14 protein-coding genes are annotated in these 19,073 nt (G+C 53.4%); 9 read left to right on the top strand and 5 right to left on the bottom strand.

Annotated elements, in window-relative coordinates:
• Positions 1–51: 51 nt before the first annotated feature.
• From BUF15_RS11495 to BUF15_RS11475, 5 genes are all read right to left on the bottom strand, one after another.
• A complete protein-coding gene (locus tag BUF15_RS11495) occupies positions 52–1,779 on the bottom strand; it encodes a 30S ribosomal protein S1 (RefSeq protein ID WP_073613632.1) in 1,728 nt (575 codons plus the stop codon).
• 365 nt (positions 1,780–2,144) lie between these two features.
• The gene (locus BUF15_RS11490) at positions 2,145–2,612 is read right to left on the bottom strand and encodes a rhodanese-like domain-containing protein (RefSeq protein ID WP_143170696.1); all 468 of its coding nucleotides are present in this window, start codon (positions 2,610–2,612) and stop codon (positions 2,145–2,147) included.
• A 10-nt stretch (positions 2,613–2,622) separates the two neighbouring features.
• The gene (locus tag BUF15_RS11485; protein WP_073613631.1) at positions 2,623–4,227 is read right to left on the bottom strand and encodes a DEAD/DEAH box helicase; all 1,605 of its coding nucleotides are present in this window, start codon (positions 4,225–4,227) and stop codon (positions 2,623–2,625) included.
• 432 nt (positions 4,228–4,659) lie between these two features.
• Complete coding sequence (locus tag BUF15_RS11480; protein WP_073613630.1) at positions 4,660–5,379, bottom strand: hypothetical protein; 720 nt, start codon at positions 5,377–5,379, stop codon at positions 4,660–4,662.
• 73 nt (positions 5,380–5,452) lie between these two features.
• A complete protein-coding gene (locus tag BUF15_RS11475) occupies positions 5,453–6,628 on the bottom strand; it encodes a type IV pilus twitching motility protein PilT (protein WP_073613629.1) in 1,176 nt (391 codons plus the stop codon).
• A gap of 147 nt (positions 6,629–6,775) precedes the next feature.
• Here BUF15_RS11475 and ilvD point away from each other — a divergent pair, with 147 nt between their 5' ends.
• The 9 genes from ilvD to BUF15_RS11430 all read left to right on the top strand — a co-directional run bounded on the left by ilvD (position 6,776) and on the right by BUF15_RS11430 (position 18,953).
• Positions 6,776–8,614 (top strand): dihydroxy-acid dehydratase, encoded by a 1,839-nt coding sequence (gene ilvD, locus BUF15_RS11470; protein ID WP_073613628.1) that lies wholly within the window; start codon positions 6,776–6,778, stop codon positions 8,612–8,614.
• Between the two features lie 227 nt (positions 8,615–8,841).
• The gene (locus BUF15_RS11465) at positions 8,842–10,620 is read left to right on the top strand and encodes an FAD-dependent oxidoreductase (RefSeq protein WP_073613627.1); all 1,779 of its coding nucleotides are present in this window, start codon (positions 8,842–8,844) and stop codon (positions 10,618–10,620) included.
• A complete protein-coding gene (locus BUF15_RS11460; RefSeq protein ID WP_073613626.1) occupies positions 10,617–12,452 on the top strand; it encodes a 2-oxoacid:acceptor oxidoreductase subunit alpha in 1,836 nt (611 codons plus the stop codon). The genes BUF15_RS11465 and BUF15_RS11460 overlap by 4 nt, the downstream gene beginning before the upstream one ends.
• Positions 12,449–13,501: a 2-oxoacid:ferredoxin oxidoreductase subunit beta gene (locus tag BUF15_RS11455; RefSeq protein ID WP_073613625.1), complete on the top strand. Its 1,053-nt coding sequence runs from the start codon at positions 12,449–12,451 to the stop codon at positions 13,499–13,501. Before BUF15_RS11460 ends, BUF15_RS11455 begins: the two co-directional genes overlap by 4 nt.
• A 69-nt stretch (positions 13,502–13,570) precedes the next feature.
• Positions 13,571–14,191 (top strand): DUF1294 domain-containing protein, encoded by a 621-nt coding sequence (locus BUF15_RS11450; protein ID WP_073613624.1) that lies wholly within the window; start codon positions 13,571–13,573, stop codon positions 14,189–14,191.
• Between the two features lie 60 nt (positions 14,192–14,251).
• The gene (locus BUF15_RS11445; RefSeq protein WP_073613623.1) at positions 14,252–14,824 is read left to right on the top strand and encodes a manganese efflux pump MntP; all 573 of its coding nucleotides are present in this window, start codon (positions 14,252–14,254) and stop codon (positions 14,822–14,824) included.
• Between the two features lie 214 nt (positions 14,825–15,038).
• On the top strand, positions 15,039–15,614 hold the full coding sequence (locus tag BUF15_RS11440) for a rhodanese-like domain-containing protein (protein WP_073613622.1): 576 nt from the start codon (positions 15,039–15,041) through the stop codon (positions 15,612–15,614).
• 3 nt (positions 15,615–15,617) lie between these two features.
• Complete coding sequence (locus BUF15_RS11435; protein ID WP_073613621.1) at positions 15,618–16,367, top strand: rhodanese-like domain-containing protein; 750 nt, start codon at positions 15,618–15,620, stop codon at positions 16,365–16,367.
• 156 nt (positions 16,368–16,523) lie between these two features.
• Positions 16,524–18,953 (top strand): hypothetical protein, encoded by a 2,430-nt coding sequence (locus tag BUF15_RS11430; protein WP_073613620.1) that lies wholly within the window; start codon positions 16,524–16,526, stop codon positions 18,951–18,953.
• Positions 18,954–19,073 lie beyond the last annotated feature (120 nt).

Raw genomic sequence — 19,073 nt, 5'->3', positions numbered from 1 at the left:
CGGCAAGACAACCTTGAAGTTCAAGCTCTACCAGCCTTCTAGCAGATAGACTTACTCTTCCCCCGAGCCGTTGCCGCTTTCGGCCGCAGCCTTCAGCAGATCGCCGAAGGTGGAAGGAGCACTGTCACTGACGGAGCTGTCTGCAGAATACGACTCCGCAGCACCTGCTTCACCGTCGCCCTCAAGGGTCTTGACGGACAGGCCGATCTTACGATCCTTGGAAGAGACGTTGATGACGATGGCCTTCAGAATATCGCCAACCTGATACATGCCGACCGGGGTCTTGACCTTGTCTTTGCTAAGTTCTGAAACGTGCACCAGACCTTCGATTCCTTCCTCGAGCTTCACGAACACGCCGAAGTCGGTAACGTTGGTGATCTCACCTTCCACAACAGTGCCGGACGGGTACTTGTTGTAGGCCGCCTGCCACGGATCAGGAACCAGCTGCTTGACGCCCAGAGAGAAGCGCTCGTTGTCGCGATCGATCTTCAGGACAACTGCCTGGATGGTCTCGCCTTTGGAGAATTTCTCGGACGGATGTTTGATCCGCTCAGTCCAGGAAAGATCGGAAACATGGATAAGACCGTCAATCCCTTCCTCAATACCAATGAAGACACCGAAGTCGGTAATGTTCTTGATCTTGCCCTCGATGATGGAACCAACCGGGTAGTTCTCGGTAACGAGATCCCACGGATTAGGCTGAAGCTGCTTCATGCCGAGCGAGATACGCTTGGTCTCCGGCTCGATGTTCAGCACCATGACCTCGACGTCGTCGCCAACGGAGACCATTTTGGAAGGATGACGCGGCTTCTTGGACCAGGTCATCTCGCTGACATGGATAAGGCCCTCGACGCCCTCCTCCAGCTCGACAAACACACCGTAATCGGTAATGGAAACAACCTTGCCGGTGGTCTTCTCGTTTAACGGGTAACGCTCAACGACGGTAGCCCACGGATCTTCGCGCAGCTGCTTGATACCAAGGGAAACGCGGTCGTTGTCCCTGTCGTACTTAAGGACCTTGACCTCGACTTCCTGGCCAACCTTGTACATCTTGGCCGGATGGGAAACACGGCCCCAGGAGAGGTCGGTGATATGACAGAGACCGTCCATGCCGCCCATATCGATGAACAGACCATAGTCGGTGATATTGGTGATAGCGCCGGAAATAATCTGATTCTCCTGGAGTTTGGAACGCATCTCTTCGCGAAGTTTGTTGCGTTCTTCCTCAAGGATTGCCCGACGGGAGATAACAACGTTATTGCGCTTCTTGTTGAACTTCAGGATCTTGAATTCATATGACTCACCAATGAGAGCATCAAGGTCTTTGACCGGACGCAGATCGATCTGTGAGTAAGGCAGGAATGCAGGAACACCGATATCGACAGACATACCGCCCTTGACGCGGCTCTCGATCTTGCCTTCGATGGTGCCGTCGTCTTCCTGGATCTTGGCAATATCTTCCCAAACCTTTATAGCAATGGCCTTTTCTCTAGAGAGCAGGAGCCCGCCTTCATCCTTACGGCGTTCCACAAACACCTCGAAGGTGTCACCAATTGTGATCTCCCTGTCAGCATCAAGGCGGAACTCGGATCTGGCGATATAACTCTCTGCCTTGTCACCCACATCGACAAGGTAATAGTCATCTTCGGTACCGATGATGGTTCCGATGGCAACATCACCAACAGCAACGACTGTGCTGTTTTCTTCCATTTCAAAGAGTTCTGCAAAGCTCAACTCTTCGCCACTGTTCTGTTCTGATTGTTTGAATTCGGCTGTCATGTGGATTTACTCTTGTGGTAGACCGAGGGCTACGCGGTTAAGGTTGTTGTGTGGAGGCTCTCTGCCACCACGGTTACGCTGTTAGCTGCCAGATGAACGATTTCTTCCGGACCTGTAACGTGTACATTGCCGCAACATGCTTGTCGTTTTACAAGACTGAAACGGTAATGCAACACCTTACGAAATTCAACAGTCGGCTTTGGTCGCTTTTTCACAAAACCGGTAAACATCACTTCTTACCAAAAAATCAACCAGAGGACAAGCACTTCATTTGTCAACAGCCAAAAATCGACATGTCAATCTCCGGATCGACCAGGCCACCCCTGTGAATAACGAAAATCTACGTACCAAGGCGATCCGACGCCTCACTTTTTACCATACTCAAGCGGCAGACCGGCTTTTTGCCAGGCGCTGATGCCACCCCGCAGATTATAGATTCTCGGATACTTTTTCTGAGCAAGATAGAGGCCGGCGGCATAGCTCCGCCCCCCCACCGCACAAACCAGCAGCAACGGCTTATCTTTCGGCAATTCTGCCGCTCCTCGCAATATATCGTTCAGCGGAACAGCAACAGAACCGGGAATGCGTAGCTGCTCCCGTTCGGCTTCGGTCCGAACATCGACAATTAAAGTATTGGGCTCTTTTGCAAGAAATGCCTGGGCTTCAACTGCAAGCAGAGAAGCGAACTCCGGTCCGGCAATAACCGATTCACCTTGCGTCTCAGTCCCGTCATTTGAAACCGTCTGGCTGGCCGGTTCTTCCGAACAACCCGTAAAGTATGCCAGGAAAACAAGACTCAGAATGAGCCCCGCCAGTCTCCTCAGCCTGTCCATTACTCTCATATCAGCTGCGACCACCATTTGTCTTTGCTCCACCGCCTTTTCCCTGTGACCTGGAAGAACTCGAAGAACGCCTACGGCCGGAATTGGGCCTGCGGCGACGAACGTTCTTTTTCTCTACCGGCCTCTCCGGTCTCGCCGCCGGTTCCGGCGGCACTACCACCAGCTCTTCGGGCGGCACTTCACACTCCAGCGACCGACCAATAAAAGCCTCGATTTCAGGCAGGACGAATGCGCCTTCCTCACAGGCAAAACTGATGGAAACCCCTTCCGCGCCAGCGCGGCCGGTGCGCCCTATCCGATGCACATAATCCTCCGGCTCATACGGCAGGGTAAAGTTGACCACGTAGCTGATGTCCTCAATATGAATACCCCGTCCAGCCACATCGGTGGCAACCAGCACCTTGACCTTACCGTCCCGAAAACGTTCAAGCCTGCTTTCCCGCTTGTCCTGGGCCACATCGCCCGACAACAGGGCGCACTCAATACCATAACGCTGCAATCGCTCGCTCAGTTTACGCACATCGCTTTTCATATTGGCAAAAACCATGATGCGGTCATCGGGATGCTGTTTGATGAGGTTATAGAGCACATGGAATTTTTCATCGGAGGTTACGAGATAAACCCGCTGGTGAATGGCCTCAACAGATACCTGTTCCGATTCCGCCTCAACATATTCCGGCTTGACACACCATTGGTAGGCGAGCCGTCGTACATCATCGGAAAGCGTTGCAGAAAACAGCAGGGTCTGCCTCGCTTCCTTGGCCGGAATTCGACCGATGATTCTTCGCATATCAGGGATGAAACCCATATCAAGCATACGATCGCCCTCATCAATGACCAATATTTTGCACTCTTTAAAGGAGATCACATTTTTGTTGGCAAAATCGATCAACCGCCCCGGGGTCGCAATCACCAGATCAACGATCCGTTCGCGCAGCTCGTTCATCTGGGCCTCATATCTGGCGCCACCGTAGACGGCATGCACCCGTAAGCCGGTGTGCCTCCCAAGGTTGGCCGCATCTTTGGCGATCTGAATAACCAGCTCCCGGGTCGGAGCCATTACCAGGGCTCTGGGGGCACCTTTTTTTCTGCGGCTGCCACCTTCGCCGAGAAGCCTGGAAAATATACCAATCAGAAAAACGGCACTCTTACCGGTCCCGGTATTGGCCTTGCCAACCAGATCCCGCCCTTCCAGCACCGTTGGCAGAGCTTTTTCCTGGATTGGAGTGCAGTACTGGAACTCCTGATCAGCAATACCATGCATTACGGAAAGCGGAAGTTCGAAATCATGAAATCGTGAAACACCTTCACGCGGGACCACCTGGAATGCATCAAGACTCCAGGCGGGTTTGCGCGGCTCGCGCGTCCTTTTCCTTTCTCGTTTTTCTCTTTTCTCCGTCACTCCCGATTCTTCGGCGCCGGCCGTGACAGATGCAGGAGTGGCAGGTTCGGTCGATACCGGTGCATTGCCGGTGTCTTTGCCACCCATCTGCGTCGGGGGTGTTTCGGCCGAAGACGATTCCGCGCTCTTCCTGTTGCCGAAAATGGCGGATCGGGCAAGACGGGTTATCTTCTGACCGGTCCGGACAATAAAATCTTTCATCATGAATGTTTCCTCTGGCGATATGTCAAAATCGCCTCAGATGGGAATGGGCCTGGACCACGCAACAGACAACTGCGGTGGTGACCAAATAGGCCGAAAACCAATAGGTAAGCTGAACAATTATCTGAACGTTCCTCTTCGTAGCACAGTATTAAATATATGTGCCGACAGATCAGTCATCAGCGTGAATAGAAAAAATAAGCACTTTCCGCTTTCCGGCGGCGCGACAGAAGGAGATTTACTTGGCATGCCGCAACACAACCTGTTCAAAGGTTGGGCATAATCTGGCGGGAACACTGCTATCCGGTACATGCGCGACATGCACCGCTTGTTATTCTTGCTGCCTCGTGTATCGCCGCGAAGATCACTTTTTTCTCCGCAGCGCCGTTTCCGGGTCCGACCATACAATAAAAAAGGCCTGTGGTAAAGGGGATGCTATCGCCCGAGTACCCGCAGTTCTTCCATCAATGGTCCAAACAACGCCTCATACTCCGGGATGGCTTTGCGTAAAATTGTGCCGAAATGGGTCACATCTTTTTCATTCACGACAATATTTGCCGAATAGGCCAAGGCCTCAAGGTCATAAAGGGTGTGCAACTCTTTGCCGATCAGCACATAGAAGATATACCGCCTCTTGGTCATACTCATTGCATTCATAAATGCATGGAATGCAGACTTTTTCAATCCGCCTGGCTCAAATTCGCTGTGTTGAATAACCCCGGAGTAATTAACAAACTCCATTTTTTCGATAGCAGCCTCAGCAGACGTCGCGACCTCGGCCCTGTAGCCAAGTGCCTCAACTGCTTTAATAACATCTGCCGCACCACAATTCTCAGGAATAAGTATGAGGGCCAGCGGTATCTCCTCGACCACTTCCTGGTCGTCAAATACCCCTTCCTTCAGCCAGGATACGTCTGGCGGCTCAGGAGGCTTCACCCCCACCCTCCTGGGCCTCGCGGCAGCGACCTGCTGTGGACCGGACGGAGCGGCAGGAGCCTGATTGCCATTCAGCATAGACGCGTCAAGAGCAAAGGGTTCTTCACACTGGATGCATTTAACCCGTGCCTTCTGATCCGGTTTCAGTTGCCTCAGACTCTCCTTAAACTTATCACTCAACTTCAGCTGCTTACCGCATTTGGGACAGCTAACGTTCATAATCGCCTCTTTTACCCGTGAGATTTTCAGAAATTCCAGCCCGTCACCGCGTTCTCAAACGAACGATCAGGGATTAGCGAAAGTATCCTTGTTCATTTTCCTCTTCTTCCATGGCCAGACCACTGAGAGTAGAGGTAGCCTCACCGCGCTCAGACTTGATTTTATCAAGGCCCCGCGTAATCTCACTTCGCTGTGAGCAATAGGTCATGGCGGTCTTTTCGGTGATCATCCCGCGACTGAACAATTCGAGAATATGCTGATCAAACGTCCGCATCTCCAGCGTAGCCCCTTCTCTAATGACATTGTAGAAGGTCTTCTCTTCGGTCTCACCGTTGAGTATAAGATCTTTGATACGAAGACTGGTCCGCAGGATTTCCATGGCAGCCACACGACCACCGCCGACTTTCGGCAGCAACCGCTGACTGACGATCCATTTTATGGTATCGACCATGCGGTGCCGGACCTGCGGTTGCTCTTCCTGCTCGAACATACCAAGGATACGGTTGATGGTCTGACCGGCATCAATGGTATGCAGCGTCGAGAAAACAAGATGGCCGGTCTCCGCTGCGGACAGGCCAATCTCCATGGTTTCCCGATCACGCATCTCACCAACCAGGATAACTTTCGGGGCCTGCCGCAAAGCAGCTCGAAGCCCAATTGCAAAAGAGCTGAAGTCGTTACCCAGTTCCCGCTGATTAAAGGTGGCCAGCCGCTGCCCATGCACATATTCGATCGGGTCTTCCAGCGTCACCACATGAACCGGACGGGTGTCGTTCACTCTATCGAGCAGCGCGGCAAGGGAGGTTGTCTTACCGGAACCGGTTGCACCGGTGAAGATCACCATACCGTTCAGCTCGGCCGCCATCTTACCGAAAGCAGGGGGGAAATGCATCGACTCAATGGTCGGCACTTGTGTTTCCAACTTTCGAAGGATTGTGGTAAAATAGCCTTTTTGGGTGAAAATATTCACCCTGAAGCGGGCCTTATCCCCCAGGGAATATGAAAGATCGCAGGAGCCGTTTTCCAGCAGATCGCGGAGCAGACGACGGTTGTTGCCAATGAGGTTCAGAGCAAACGCCTCCGTCTGGAAAGGCGTCAGGGTCTCGACCGGCGGCTGGACCTTGACGGGGACAAGCTCGCCGGAAGCTTCAACCTGCAACGTCTTGCCGACTGTTATATTGAGATCGGATACGTTGTTATAGGATTCCAGCATCGCTGTAATCCAATAGTCTATTTCTGTCTTTTTCATAACAGTCTCCTGAAAAGGTGTGCAATACCCGCATTTTTCATTGTATATTGTCCCTAAAGTAACAAGAATTTCAATAACTTTTTTACGTAAAACCTAAAAGATTTGATCTTACCGGATCACTCTTTACTGACAAAGAAGGTGTAACCAATGGCAATTCCACTTCGAAGCGCAACGACAACCCAAGGGAGAAGAATGGCCGGGGCGAGAAGCCTCTGGCGGGCAAATGGCATGAAAGAGGAACATTTCGGCAAGCCGGTCATCGGCATCGTCAACTCTTTCACCCAGTTTGTACCCGGTCACGTTCACTTACATGAAATCGGCCAGCGCATTAAGCAGCTCATTGCCGAACAGGGCTGCTTCGCCGCGGAGTTTAACACTATCGCCATTGACGACGGCATCGCCATGGGTCACTCCGGCATGCTCTACTCCCTGCCCTCGCGCGAACTAATCGCCGACAGCGTCGAGTACATGTGTAACGCCCACACCGTCGACGCCATCATCTGCATCAGCAACTGCGACAAGATAACCCCCGGCATGCTGATGGCTGCCATGCGTCTCAATATCCCTGCCATCTTCGTTTCCGGTGGTCCCATGGAGGCCGGTGTCGATGGTGACAAACGCTATGACCTTATCGACGCTATGATCATGGCTGCAGACCAATCAGTAACCGACGAGGTTGTCGAGCGGGTCGAGCGAAGCGCCTGCCCAACCTGCGGCTCCTGTTCCGGCATGTTCACAGCCAACTCCATGAACTGCCTCAACGAAGCCCTGGGTATGGCTCTGCCGGGCAACGGTACGGTGGTTGCTACCCACTCTGGCAGGAAACAGCTCTTTGAAACCGCCGCCGGACGCATCGTCGAAATGGCCAAGGCCTGGTACGAAAACGAGGATGCTTCGGTATTGCCTCGCTCCATCGCCAGTAAGGCTGCGTTTATGAACTCCATGTCCCTCGATATCGCCATGGGGGGCTCCACCAATACCGTCTTGCACCTGCTGGCCATTGCCCATGAGGCCGGTGTCGACTTCACCATGAACGACATCGACCATCTGTCGAGAAGGGTGCCGGTGCTTTGCAAGGTCGCCCCTTCCGCATCATACCACATCGAAGACGTGCATCGAGCCGGTGGCATCATGGCCATTCTTGGCGAACTTGAGCGAGCCGGCCTGATTGATTCGAGCGTCAGCCGCGTTGACAGCCCCTCACTTGCCAGCACCCTCAACCAGTACGACCTGGTACGGGAAAGCTGCAGCAAGGAGGCAAAGCAGCTCTACAAGGCCGCTCCGGCCCAGTCTGGGCTCAACCTGGTGATGGGTTCCCAGAACACTATGTACCCGGAAGCCGATCTCGACCGGAAAAAAGGTTGTATCCGCGACATGGAGCACTGCTACAGCAAGGATGGCGGTCTGGCGGTTCTCTTTGGCAATATCGCGGAAAACGGTTGCATCGTCAAAACCGCCGGCGTTGATGAATCAATCTTGAAATTCACCGGCACCGCCCGAGTCTTCTCCTCCCAGGAAGCCGCATGCGACGCCATCCTCGACGGTTCCATCAAAGCCCGCGACGCAGTGATCATCCGTTACGAGGGCCCGAAAGGTGGACCAGGAATGCAGGAGATGCTCTACCCAACCTCGTATCTCAAGTCTGTGCATCTCGGTGCCGAATGTGCACTTATCACCGACGGACGATTCTCCGGCGGCACCTCGGGTCTTTCCATCGGTCACGTATCGCCTGAGGCGGCAGCCGGCGGAGCCATTGGACTGGTGGAAGACGGCGACACCATCGAGATCGATATCCCGGGTCGGACCATCAATGTGGCTGTCTCAGCCGAAGTGCTTGCTGCCAGGAAAGACAGGGAACAGGCCAAAGGAGCCAAAGCCTTTACCCCTGAAAATCGGGACAGAACTGTTTCCCCGGCACTGAGGGCCTACGCACTGCTGGCCGCTTCGGCCGATAAGGGTGCGGTCAGGATGCTGCCAGAGGCATAATCGCATCGCCCCACTTTTTTGCCGGCGCGGCGGCTTGCAATGTCCCGCGCCGGATAGCGACCTTCTTGTGGAACGATTACCTCCTGAGGCACTTCTCGAAGAAAACGTCATGCTGCTGCCAATAGTGTGCTTTTTTTTTGTTCTCCTTAAACAAATATAATAGGATACATGTGTGTTGGCTTGCCCCATTCCTGTCTAACTGCTCACGCACATCATGAGGCCCCGCATTGAAACCGACAAAAATTGAAAATCCAGAATATTTTCATAAGGTCATCGACTGCCAGTATGCCTGTCCTGCGCACACTGCCGTTCCTGAATATATCCGGCTGATCGACAATGAACGGTACGAAGACGCCTACATGGTCAACTGGGAGTCCAACGTCTTTCCCGGAATCCTCGGCCGTATCTGTGACCGGCCCTGCGAACCGGCCTGCCGGCGAGGCCGCATAGACGAGGAACCGGTGGCCATCTGCCGTCTCAAGCGGGTAGCCGCTGATTACAAAAGTGCGATCGACGAGCGAATGCCGAAGATTCCACAAGAAAAAAACGGCAAGAAGATCGGCCTCATCGGCGGCGGCCCGGCCTCCCTTACCGTAGCCCGCGATCTGATGGTGCTGGGCTACGAAGTCGATCTCTACGACGACCAGCAGAAGGCCGGTGGTTTCATTCGCACCCAGGTCCCTTCATTTCGACTACCGGAAAAAGTGCTGGATGAAGAGGTAAACCGCATCCTCAATTTCGGAGTCAACACCATTCTCGGCCACTACGTCAAAAGCCTGAAGGAAATCGTCGACAAAGGCTATGATGCAGTCTTTGTTGGCACCGGCGCCCCCAGGGGCCGTGATCTGCCCAACCTGCCCGGCCGTGAGCTGGGCGACAAATTTATCCATATCGGTATTGAGTGGCTGGCAGCGGTGCTCTACCGTCATGTGGAGAAAACCGGAAAACGAGTGCTGGTGCTGGGTGGCGGCAACACGGCCATGGATTGCTGCCGCACAGCAAGACGGCTCGGTGGCGATGAGGTCAAGGTGATCGTCCGCAGCCCCCGTGAAGAGATGAAAGCCTCCCCTTGGGAAATTGAGGACGCGGAACGCGAGGATATCGAGATCATCGACAACCATGTACCGCTGGAATTTGTAGTGGAAAATGGCGTGCTCACCGGTATGCGATTTGACCGGGTTGAGCCGAAATATGACGATAACGGCAAACGCAGCCTGGTTTCCACCGGTGAAGAGCCGGTTTTCATCCCCTGCGACGAGGTGCTTTTGGCGGTGGGACAACAGAACGCCTATCCCTTCATCGAGCGGGATATTGGTATCGAGTTCAGCGATAATGGGTTGCCAGTCATCGATCCGGTCACCCTGCAATCCACCTTGCCACAGGTTTTCTTTGGTGGCGACGCGGCCTTTGGTCCGAGAAACGTCATCACCGCCGTGGCTCACGGTCATGAGGCCGGACTTTCCATTCACCTGTTTTGCCAGGGGCAGGATCTCCATAACCGGCCCCACCCGATGGTAAAAATGCAGGGCCAGAAGATGGGTATTCACGACTGGCTCTATGACAGCCATGTCACAGAGGAAGATCGCCAGGAAGTGATCATGGTGGAGAAGGTGAAATCAATCCAGGATCGACTCATTGAGGTGGAACTCGGTTTTGATCACGACCGGGGCCAGCGTGAAGCCAAACGTTGTCTTAACTGCGATGTACAGACGGTTTTCGATCCTGCCACCTGTATCGAATGCGACGCCTGTGTCGACATCTGCCCGGTCTCCTGCATCAATTTTACCGACAACGCCGACGAGGAGCCGATGCGCGCCAAACTCATCATTCCGGCCCAAAATCGCAACCAGGCCCTCTATGTTTCTTCCTCGTTGCCCACCGGTCGCATCATGGTCAAAGATGAGAATGTCTGCCTGCACTGCGGCCTCTGCGCCGAGCGGTGTCCGACCTCTTCCTGGGAAATGGTGAAATTTATCTATAAAGCTCCGCAAGCGGGGATGAAATGAACAGGATAGAACGCGTAAACGACTTTGTTATCCGCTTTGCCAACGTCAACGGCTCCGGCTCGGCCAGTGCCAACAACCTTTTCGCCCAGGCCATATTCAGGATGGGCATCCCGGTCAGCCCCAAGAACATCTTTCCCTCCAACATCCAGGGTTTGCCCACCTGGTATGAGGTGCGGGTCAATGAAAAAGGCTATCTTGGCCGACGCGGCGGTTATGACATGGTTGTGGCAGTCAACGGCCAGACTCTTTTGAAAGATTATAATGAGGTGGCCAGCGGCGGATATTTCTTCTACGACTCCACCCGGGTCCTGCCCGATGAATGCCAGCGGACGGACATCACCGTTCTCGGCATGCCGCTCACTGAGCTGTGCAATGAGGCGTTTGAAAACCCCAAGCTCCGCCAGCTCTTAAAAAACATCATTTACGTTGGCGCCCTTTCGCACCTTTTAGATATCGAGTTCTCGGTACTGACCGACTCGATCCAGCGACAGTTCAAGAAAAAGCCGAAACTGGCCGAGCCCAACATCCAGGCCCTGGAGATCGGCCTCAACTATGCCCGTGAGCATTTCACAGATAGTTGCAGGCTATCGGTTGTCCGTCGAGACCTGCTTACTGATGCGATCATAATGGACGGCAACAGCGCCACCGGACTTGGGGCGCTCTATGCCGGCGCCACTGTGGCCGGCTGGTATCCGATCACCCCTTCAACCTCAGTTATCGAGGCTTTTGAACGGTTTGCAGGAAGATACAGGATCGAAGATGAAACCGGCCGCAGGAAAGTCGCAATAATCCAGGCCGAAGACGAACTGGCCGCCCTCGGCATGGTGATCGGCGCTGCCTGGAACGGAGCCCGCTCCTTTACCGCTACCTCCGGTCCCGGCATCTCGCTCATGAGCGAATTTTTAGGGCTTGCCTATTTTTCCGAGGTCCCGGTGGTGCTGATTGATGTCCAGCGCACAGGCCCATCCACCGGAATGCCCACCCGCACCCAGCAATCTGACCTTATCGCCGCCGCCTATGCCTCCCATGGCGATACCCGAAATGTGCTGCTCTTTCCCTGTGATCCGGCTGAATGTTTTGAACTCACCGCCCAGGCCTTCGATCTGGCCGAAAGACTGCAGACGCCGGTCCTGGTCATGACCGATCTTGATCTCGGCATGAACGATCATGTGAGCAGGCCGCTCGTTTGGGATGACAAACGGCGCTACGACCGGGGCAAAGTGCTCTCGGCCGAACAACTGGACGCGCTTGAAACCCGCTGGGGCCGCTACCTCGATATCGACGGAGACGGCATCTGCTACAGGACCATCCCCGGCACCCACCCGACCCAAGGCGCCTATTTCACCCGTGGAACCTCTCACGACGAATATGCCGCCTACACTGAAGACAGCGGCGCATACGAAAGGAATATGATCCGGTTGCTCACCAAATGGGATACCGCAAAAACCATGGTGCCCGAACCGCATATCACCATCCGAGATCCACAATCAAAGGTCGGCGCGATTTTTTTCGGCACCACCACCCATTCGGCATATGAAGCAATCAATCGGCTTGAAGAAGAAGGAACCGCAATCAACACCATGCGGCTGCTCTCCTTCCCTCTCACAGCAACCGCCCTCGACTTCATCAACAGCCATGACATGATATTTGTGATCGAGCAGAACCGCGACAGCCAACTCAAGACCCTGATCGTCACCGACAACGGAATTCTCCCCAACAAGCTGGTGCCTTTAACCAATTTTGATGGGATGCCAATTACCGCCGATTACATCACCGAGAAGCTTGAGGCTGGGCTTGCAGTTTCAACAACCACCACGGGAGGCAGCAAATGAGCTATACCCGACCCACATTCCGCCACCCGGAACAACAGAGAAACGATAAAGGTTATTTTCGCCGGGACTATGAAGGCGCTATTTCCACCCTGTGCGCCGGCTGCGGCCACGACTCGATCAGCACTGCGATTGTCCAGGCCTGCTTCGAGATGGCCGTCGAACCTCACCGTGTTGCCAAACTTTCCGGTATCGGCTGTTCATCGAAAACGCCCGCCTATTTCCTCGGCAAATCCCACGGTTTCAACTCAGTCCACGGCCGCATGCCGTCGATTGCCACCGGTGCCAACATGGCTAACCGTGACCTCCTCTATATTGGGGTGTCCGGCGACGGCGACACCGCTTCCATCGGCATGGGCCAGTTCGCCCACGCACTCAGGCGCAATCTCAATATGAATTATATTGTGATGAACAATGGTTGCTATGGCCTTACCAAGGGACAGGACTCCGCCACTGCCGACAAGGGCAGCGCCGGCAAAAAAGGCACCCCAAACCCGTTTGAATCCATCGACCTCTGCGAACTGGCCATTGAGCTGGGAGCAAGCTTTGTCGCCCGCAGTTTTTCCGGTGACAAGCAGCAGCTGGTACCACTCCTGAAAGCAGCAATCAGCCACAACGGTCTGGCCTTCCTCGATGTGATTTCACCTTGTGTGACCTTCAACAACACCGCTACCTCCACAAAGAGCTACCAGTATGTACGCGAGCATAGTGAGGCCACAGGAACCTTCGATTTTATCCCCCTGCAACGCGAGATCCTGACCCGCTACGAGCCGGGCACCACTCAGGCTATCACCATGCACGACGGCAGCCTGCTCTATCTCGAAAAACTTGAGCAGTCATTTGATGTCACCAGCCGACGCCGTTCGGTGGACAAACTGGAAGAAGCCAAGGAAAACGGTCGCCTGCTTACCGGGGTCATTTATGTCAAACCCGACAGCCAGGATACCCACGACATCATCAACACCACCCTTCGTCCATTGAACTCCCTGGACCAGAGTGATCTCTGTCCAGGCAGCGAAGTTCTTGCGGCCATCAACGAGAATTACCGCTAAGTGGTATGCCGCATCGCTTGCCGGTGCGGCTATTGGCAGCCCCCCGACCCTACACTTCTACGAACAAAGATGTCCCAGGAATCCGGCACGATAACAAAATGGAATGATGATAAAGGATTTGGCTTTATCACGCCGCAATCAGACACCAAAAAGATTTTTCTCCATATCAATGCATTTAGCAAGGAACATCAACGGCCAGTTCAAGGCCTGCGGGTCACGTATGATATTGGCACTGATTCCCAGGGGCGGAGTTGCGCGATACGGGTCGCCCCATCCCTGGGCCACAAAAAGGTCAGCAAAACCGACAGACAAATTTTCTTTGCCAGAGTTTTCTCCTGCATTTTCCTTGCTCTGGTGGGGTTGCTGGTTATCATGAAGGTACTGCCGGTCATCATTCTCAGCGCCTATATCATCTTGAGTATAGCGACGTTTTTAGCGTACAAAAAAGATAAATCCGCCGCCGAATCGGATGAATGGCGAATACCGGAAAACAAACTGCACCTTCTTTCACTTATCGGCGGCTGGCCTGGAGCTCTCATTGCCCAGAATACACTTCGCCATAAATCGAAGAAGATCTCTTTCAGGACAGTCTATTGGCTAACGGTTGTAATCAATTGTGGCGCCCTGGCCTGGCTGGCCACGCCTGAAGGCGCCTTAACGCTTCAGCGATTGATGCACACTTTTTATTAAAGTTTATACGATCCCACTCACCTCCTAGGCAACAAGGGTGAAAAAGATCGAAGAGTATATATGTCACTTCTTACCATTCTCGGTATCGCCGTAGCCCTGGCGATGGACGCCTTTGCTGTCTCCATTGCCGTCGGCATCAGTCTTAAAAAAATCAGTGCCCGACAGACGTTTCGTCTATCCTGGCATTTTGGTCTGTTCCAGGCCATGATGCCAATAATCGGCTGGTGGCTGGGCAGCGCCATCCGTGTCATCGTCGAAAACTATGCCCACTGGATCGCCTTCGGACTATTGGCAGCAGTGGGTTCCAACATGCTGCGCGAAGCACTCCAATTCGATCATGAAAGTGATGAACCGCGCAAGGATTCCACCAAAGGGTTCACCATGGTCATGCTCTCCGTCGCCACCAGCATTGATGCGCTGGCCGTTGGTTTTTCCATGTCCATGCTGCACATCTCCATTATTACCCCGGCAATTATCATCGGTATCGTTGCCGCCGCCTTCACCATCACCGGTATGCACCTCGGGAAAAAGGTCTCTGCCTTTAAACGGCTCAGCACATGGGCCGAATTATTGGGCGGCCTGGTTCTCTGGGGAATCGGCCTCAATATTCTCTACGAACATGGTGTCTTTTAGCTCTCGATGTGAAGAATCACACCAACCCACCCCTACTTTGTAGCATATGCAAATAACCTCCTGATTTTTGTACAACTCCTATCGCTCTGGAATATTTTATGATTCCGATTGAAAGAAAACATTTTGTCGAATTCTATTAAAGTGATACATATAATTATTAATCTGTAATGTGTATTAACACATTCACTTTTCATTCCACCAGAAGGAGATACCTATGCAGCTTACCAGAGACAGTAAGGTTCTGGCGTCGGCGCTTGTGCTAACATTCCTGTTAACCGGTTGTGCCACTCCCCCGCCTGATACCTCCCAAGCGACGAAATCGCCCGTTCAGGCCACTCAGCAAAAACAGAATGTGTATACCGGCTCAGTCGTCGGTAAGTCCAACAAGGCAAAGACCATCTCAATCAGCGTAGGGAAGGATGACCAGGCTCAGACCATGATGGTCAAATTCGACGACAACACCAAAGGACTCAACTTTGCCGAACAGGGCGAAGCTGCCATCATCACCTGGGAGCAACGCGGAGAGGACCAGTTTGCCACTGAAATTAAGCCAAAACTGGCTAAACTGCCTGAGGGGGTGACCGAAATCAAGGTTGATGAGATGTATGCCCTGGTTGAGAATGGCACCAGCATGACCCTCGTTGACGCCCGTCCGGAATCACGATACGCACAAGGCCACCTGCCAGAAGCCATTTCCATCCCGGTGCCAAAGCTGAAGAAGATGGGTGAAAAAGCACTGCCGAAAGAAAAAGATACGTTGCTGGTATTTTATTGCGGAGGCCCCACCTGAGGCATGTCAACCACAAACGCCGGTCTGGCGAAAAAACTTGGCTATACCAACATTCGTGTTTTCCTTGATGGCGAACCAGCCTGGAGCAAGGCGGGTCACCCAGTCTATGCAACCAACACCTTTGTCCGTGAAGGCAATATCGTCCTGCTCGACCTGAGAGGGGACGGCAGCCCGGTCAAGGGCAGAATCCCACGCGCTGTCGCTCTGCCCTATGATGAGCTCGATGACCGTCTCGATGATATTCCACGCAATGCACCGGTGGTGCTCTACAGTAATTCCAAGAATGAGACCATGGAGGCCTACCTCGAGCTCCGTGAGGAGGGGTTCAAACAGGTCTCACTGGTGAAAGGCAATTACCAGGGTTGGGTAAAAGCCGGCGAACCCGTGGTGAAAGGACCGATCTTCACTAACGAGATCAAATGGGTACGACAGCTTGGCAAAGGCGAAGTTTCGGTGGCTGATTTCAGGAAAGCCGTCGCCGGTGAGCTTCCGAACACCTTCGTGATCGATTCCCGAACCAAGGATGAGATTGCCGAATTTGGGATCTTCAAGAACACCGTTAACATCCCGCTTGATGAAATCCCCAAACGTCTTGGAGATATCCCGAAAGACAAGCGGATATTCATCCACTGCTCCTCCGGGGCCAGAGCCGACCTCGCTTATCAGGAACTGTTAAAACACGGATACGACGTGAAATTCCTGCTGCTCGACATCACCGATCCGAGCTGTGACTGCGAAATCATCAAACCATAGCACCATTTCTGCCTGGAACCTTCTCCATAAAGGGGTTCCAGGCAGCATTCCTCTCCCCTCTTTACTTTTTTTCCTTGAAAATAGAGCTGCAAGAATGAAATAGTTCTGTATCCACCGACGGAACGTGTCATCTTTCTCCTTCTTTGCAGGGCAGCCATGTTTTTCCACACCACACGCTGTTTCATGCCGTTCCTCCTTGCTTTCGCTCTGCTGATTGGCGCACCGGCCCATGCCAGTCAGTTATCCAAAGCTGCCGCAAATCGCACCCTGGAAAGTCTCAAGAACCTCAAAACAATTTCCTCAGCGGAGATTGCGTCCTACACACCAAAGATCAACGCACTCGATTACACCTCCTCCCGGGCGATACGGGCCCTCTTGCAATTGCCGGCAATCTCCCCCGCAGATCTTCCAGCGATATTCTCCCTGCCGGAATTGTTCGATATTTCCTTCAGCGCCATTCCCCTCCTGGAATATTATGTTGGATTGCCGGGAGCAACCCTCAGTGGAGCTCGCCTGCTGCTGACGGAAATAAAAGATGTCAGCTTTGTGTACGAACAGGTTCTCGCACCATTACCCAACCTAAAAAACACAACAGCCGATGGCGCAATCCGGGTCATCCGAAGGTTGAAGATGATCGATACCACCGATGAGGCTGGCCAATGGGCGACCCGTGCACTTCTTTCGATTGAGACCATCGATGAGGATACGGTACTGAAAAGTGTCGACCTTATCACCCCACTTACCCCAGCCCAGAAACGGGCTGCGGAGAAGTGTTTTGCCACCCCAAAAGTGCGGCCAGCCATACTACCGGCGCTCCTTGGCCAGTTGTCAATTCTCGCGGAGATAGAGGCAATCAATCTCAGCGGCCTGCTTGCCGGCAGCAAGATCAATGGACCAGAGATCGGATACTGGCTGAACAACTATTTCACCCTTCCTGACACCAGCCGGGAATCTGCATATCCGGACTTTTCCATCGCTGACAAAAATATACTGCTTACCGGGCTTGGCGAGGCAGCGCCGGCCATCGCCGAACAACTCAACAATCTCCACGCTGTCACTGATAATTTCGGCCAGGAGATCAGCGGTGGCCGACTGGCAAAGATGTCACCAGCAGGACTTCAGCAACTCTTCCATCGTCTTGATCCGACCACACGTAACCGTTTCGGTTCCTCAATGCAACAGGCTCTCGCAGGGGGCGACAGAGCCAAGGCAATTGCCCTTCTCCGCCTAGCCACCCAGGCTGCTCGCCGCCAGCTGGCCCGTGATCTGACATGTGAAAATCTCTATGTGCTGCTGGCACATGGCAGCGAACTGTTCGACTCGTCATTTCGGGATATACTCGTTCCCGAGATGGTTGCGAAACTGAGCACCGAATATAACAATAACCTGCTCTCCTTTCTGGGGGTCATTGATCCCGATTCGCTCATGGTCTCTGATTTTCTCACCCATCTGGCCTGGAAAGGAAGCCTCACCACCTTTTTCCCACAAGAAGCCGCCGCTCAACAAGAGGTACTGAAGCTCCTGGCTAAGTCAGCCCTTGGTAACGAGAAAAGCCTGCTCTTTTTCGCCGCCACCTTCATCGATCTGTTGAAAACCCTGCAACCACAGGCCAGAACGACCCTTCTGGAGCTGCTATTGCAGGCTACCAACGATAAGAGCGGTCGATTCGCTCGCCAGGTTCAGGTAATCCTGCAGGAATATCTCGACCATCATCCGCAACTGCTCTCAGCAGTCGACAGTCAAAGCATCTCGGCCATGCTCGACCGTGAGGGATGGGTTGATATTGCCCCTTATGTGACCACGCCATTTGCCGAATGGCTCTCCGACGGGAAGTTGTGCAGTTTGTCGGTGTTCCAGAACGACGACGACGGCAGCATCTCGTATCGCGAGCACGGTTCCTACCTGTTTCGACACGGTTATCGACCAGCCTTTAGCAATGAGTATGAACCAGGCCCTATCGATAAGGGACTGCAAACGCAACTAATCACGGTGTTACAAAAACTGCAGCATTCAAATTCAGGCAATCTCGCAGCCCTGTTCCAGCTCGCGGCCAGAACACCGGTGGTAATTGTCTGGCAGAAACGGATCGGCAAGATTGACCTGAACCATTTTGTCTATATCTACCACGGAAAAACCGCCCAGGAGAATCTGCTCAAAACCTTTCTGACCAAAGGACACGAGCTGTTCGCTCAACGCGGACATAGCTACTGGCGGGGCGAGCAGCTACTCCTGCCCCTGGATCGACTCATTGAGCGAAAAGAAATTACGCCAGATCTGCTTTCCGGCCTTCCGCGTTTTATCAGTATCGGTTCCTGCGGCGGCATCAGGGCCTATGGGGAGCTGATCAGCCGGTTTGGGAATCGTCTTGATATCCTGGCCACGGTCGGGACCGGCACATCAACCATCAATACACCCTACAATACCAGGATGCTGGAAATCGTCGCCGAGCAGCACAAGCTGCATCAGGATCTGACCTGGAAGAAGCTTGCCCAGCTGACCAACGGCATTTTCGCAGCTGATACCGGAGATGAGTATATCCGTCCCGGCTCCCTGCCGGCCATCCTCTATAAGATGTCCGCCCGCTAAAAGAACGTGCTCTTTTCTCCCATTTTCACAGATCATTGCTTGTCATCCATAGCCCAAAACGAGTATGAATCACATAATGGTTCGTTGACCGAGCCCCATCTTTTCGTAACTACCCTGTAC

The organism is Desulfopila aestuarii DSM 18488 (assembly GCF_900143695.1).
Lineage (GTDB): Bacteria > Desulfobacterota > Desulfobulbia > Desulfobulbales > Desulfocapsaceae > Desulfopila > Desulfopila aestuarii.
This window is presented reverse-complemented; position numbering and strand designations above follow the sequence as displayed.

Bases quoted from the DNA above. Each gene is read 5' to 3' on its own strand.
- BUF15_RS11495 (WP_073613632.1), bottom strand. From the start codon at position 1,779: ATGACAGCCGAATTCAAACAATCAGAACAGAACAGTGGCGAAGAGTTG.
- BUF15_RS11490 (WP_143170696.1), bottom strand. From the start codon at position 2,612: ATGGACAGGCTGAGGAGACTGGCGGGGCTCATTCTGAGTCTTGTTTTC.
- BUF15_RS11485 (WP_073613631.1), bottom strand. From the start codon at position 4,227: ATGATGAAAGATTTTATTGTCCGGACCGGTCAGAAGATAACCCGTCTT.
- BUF15_RS11480 (WP_073613630.1), bottom strand. From the start codon at position 5,379: ATGAACGTTAGCTGTCCCAAATGCGGTAAGCAGCTGAAGTTGAGTGAT.
- BUF15_RS11475 (WP_073613629.1), bottom strand. From the start codon at position 6,628: ATGAAAAAGACAGAAATAGACTATTGGATTACAGCGATGCTGGAATCC.
- ilvD (WP_073613628.1), top strand. From the start codon at position 6,776: ATGGCAATTCCACTTCGAAGCGCAACGACAACCCAAGGGAGAAGAATG.
- BUF15_RS11460 (WP_073613626.1), top strand. From the start codon at position 10,617: ATGAACAGGATAGAACGCGTAAACGACTTTGTTATCCGCTTTGCCAAC.
- BUF15_RS11455 (WP_073613625.1), top strand. From the start codon at position 12,449: ATGAGCTATACCCGACCCACATTCCGCCACCCGGAACAACAGAGAAAC.
- BUF15_RS11450 (WP_073613624.1), top strand. From the start codon at position 13,571: ATGTCCCAGGAATCCGGCACGATAACAAAATGGAATGATGATAAAGGA.
- BUF15_RS11445 (WP_073613623.1), top strand. From the start codon at position 14,252: ATGTCACTTCTTACCATTCTCGGTATCGCCGTAGCCCTGGCGATGGAC.
- BUF15_RS11440 (WP_073613622.1), top strand. From the start codon at position 15,039: ATGCAGCTTACCAGAGACAGTAAGGTTCTGGCGTCGGCGCTTGTGCTA.
- BUF15_RS11435 (WP_073613621.1), top strand. From the start codon at position 15,618: ATGTCAACCACAAACGCCGGTCTGGCGAAAAAACTTGGCTATACCAAC.
- BUF15_RS11430 (WP_073613620.1), top strand. From the start codon at position 16,524: ATGTTTTTCCACACCACACGCTGTTTCATGCCGTTCCTCCTTGCTTTC.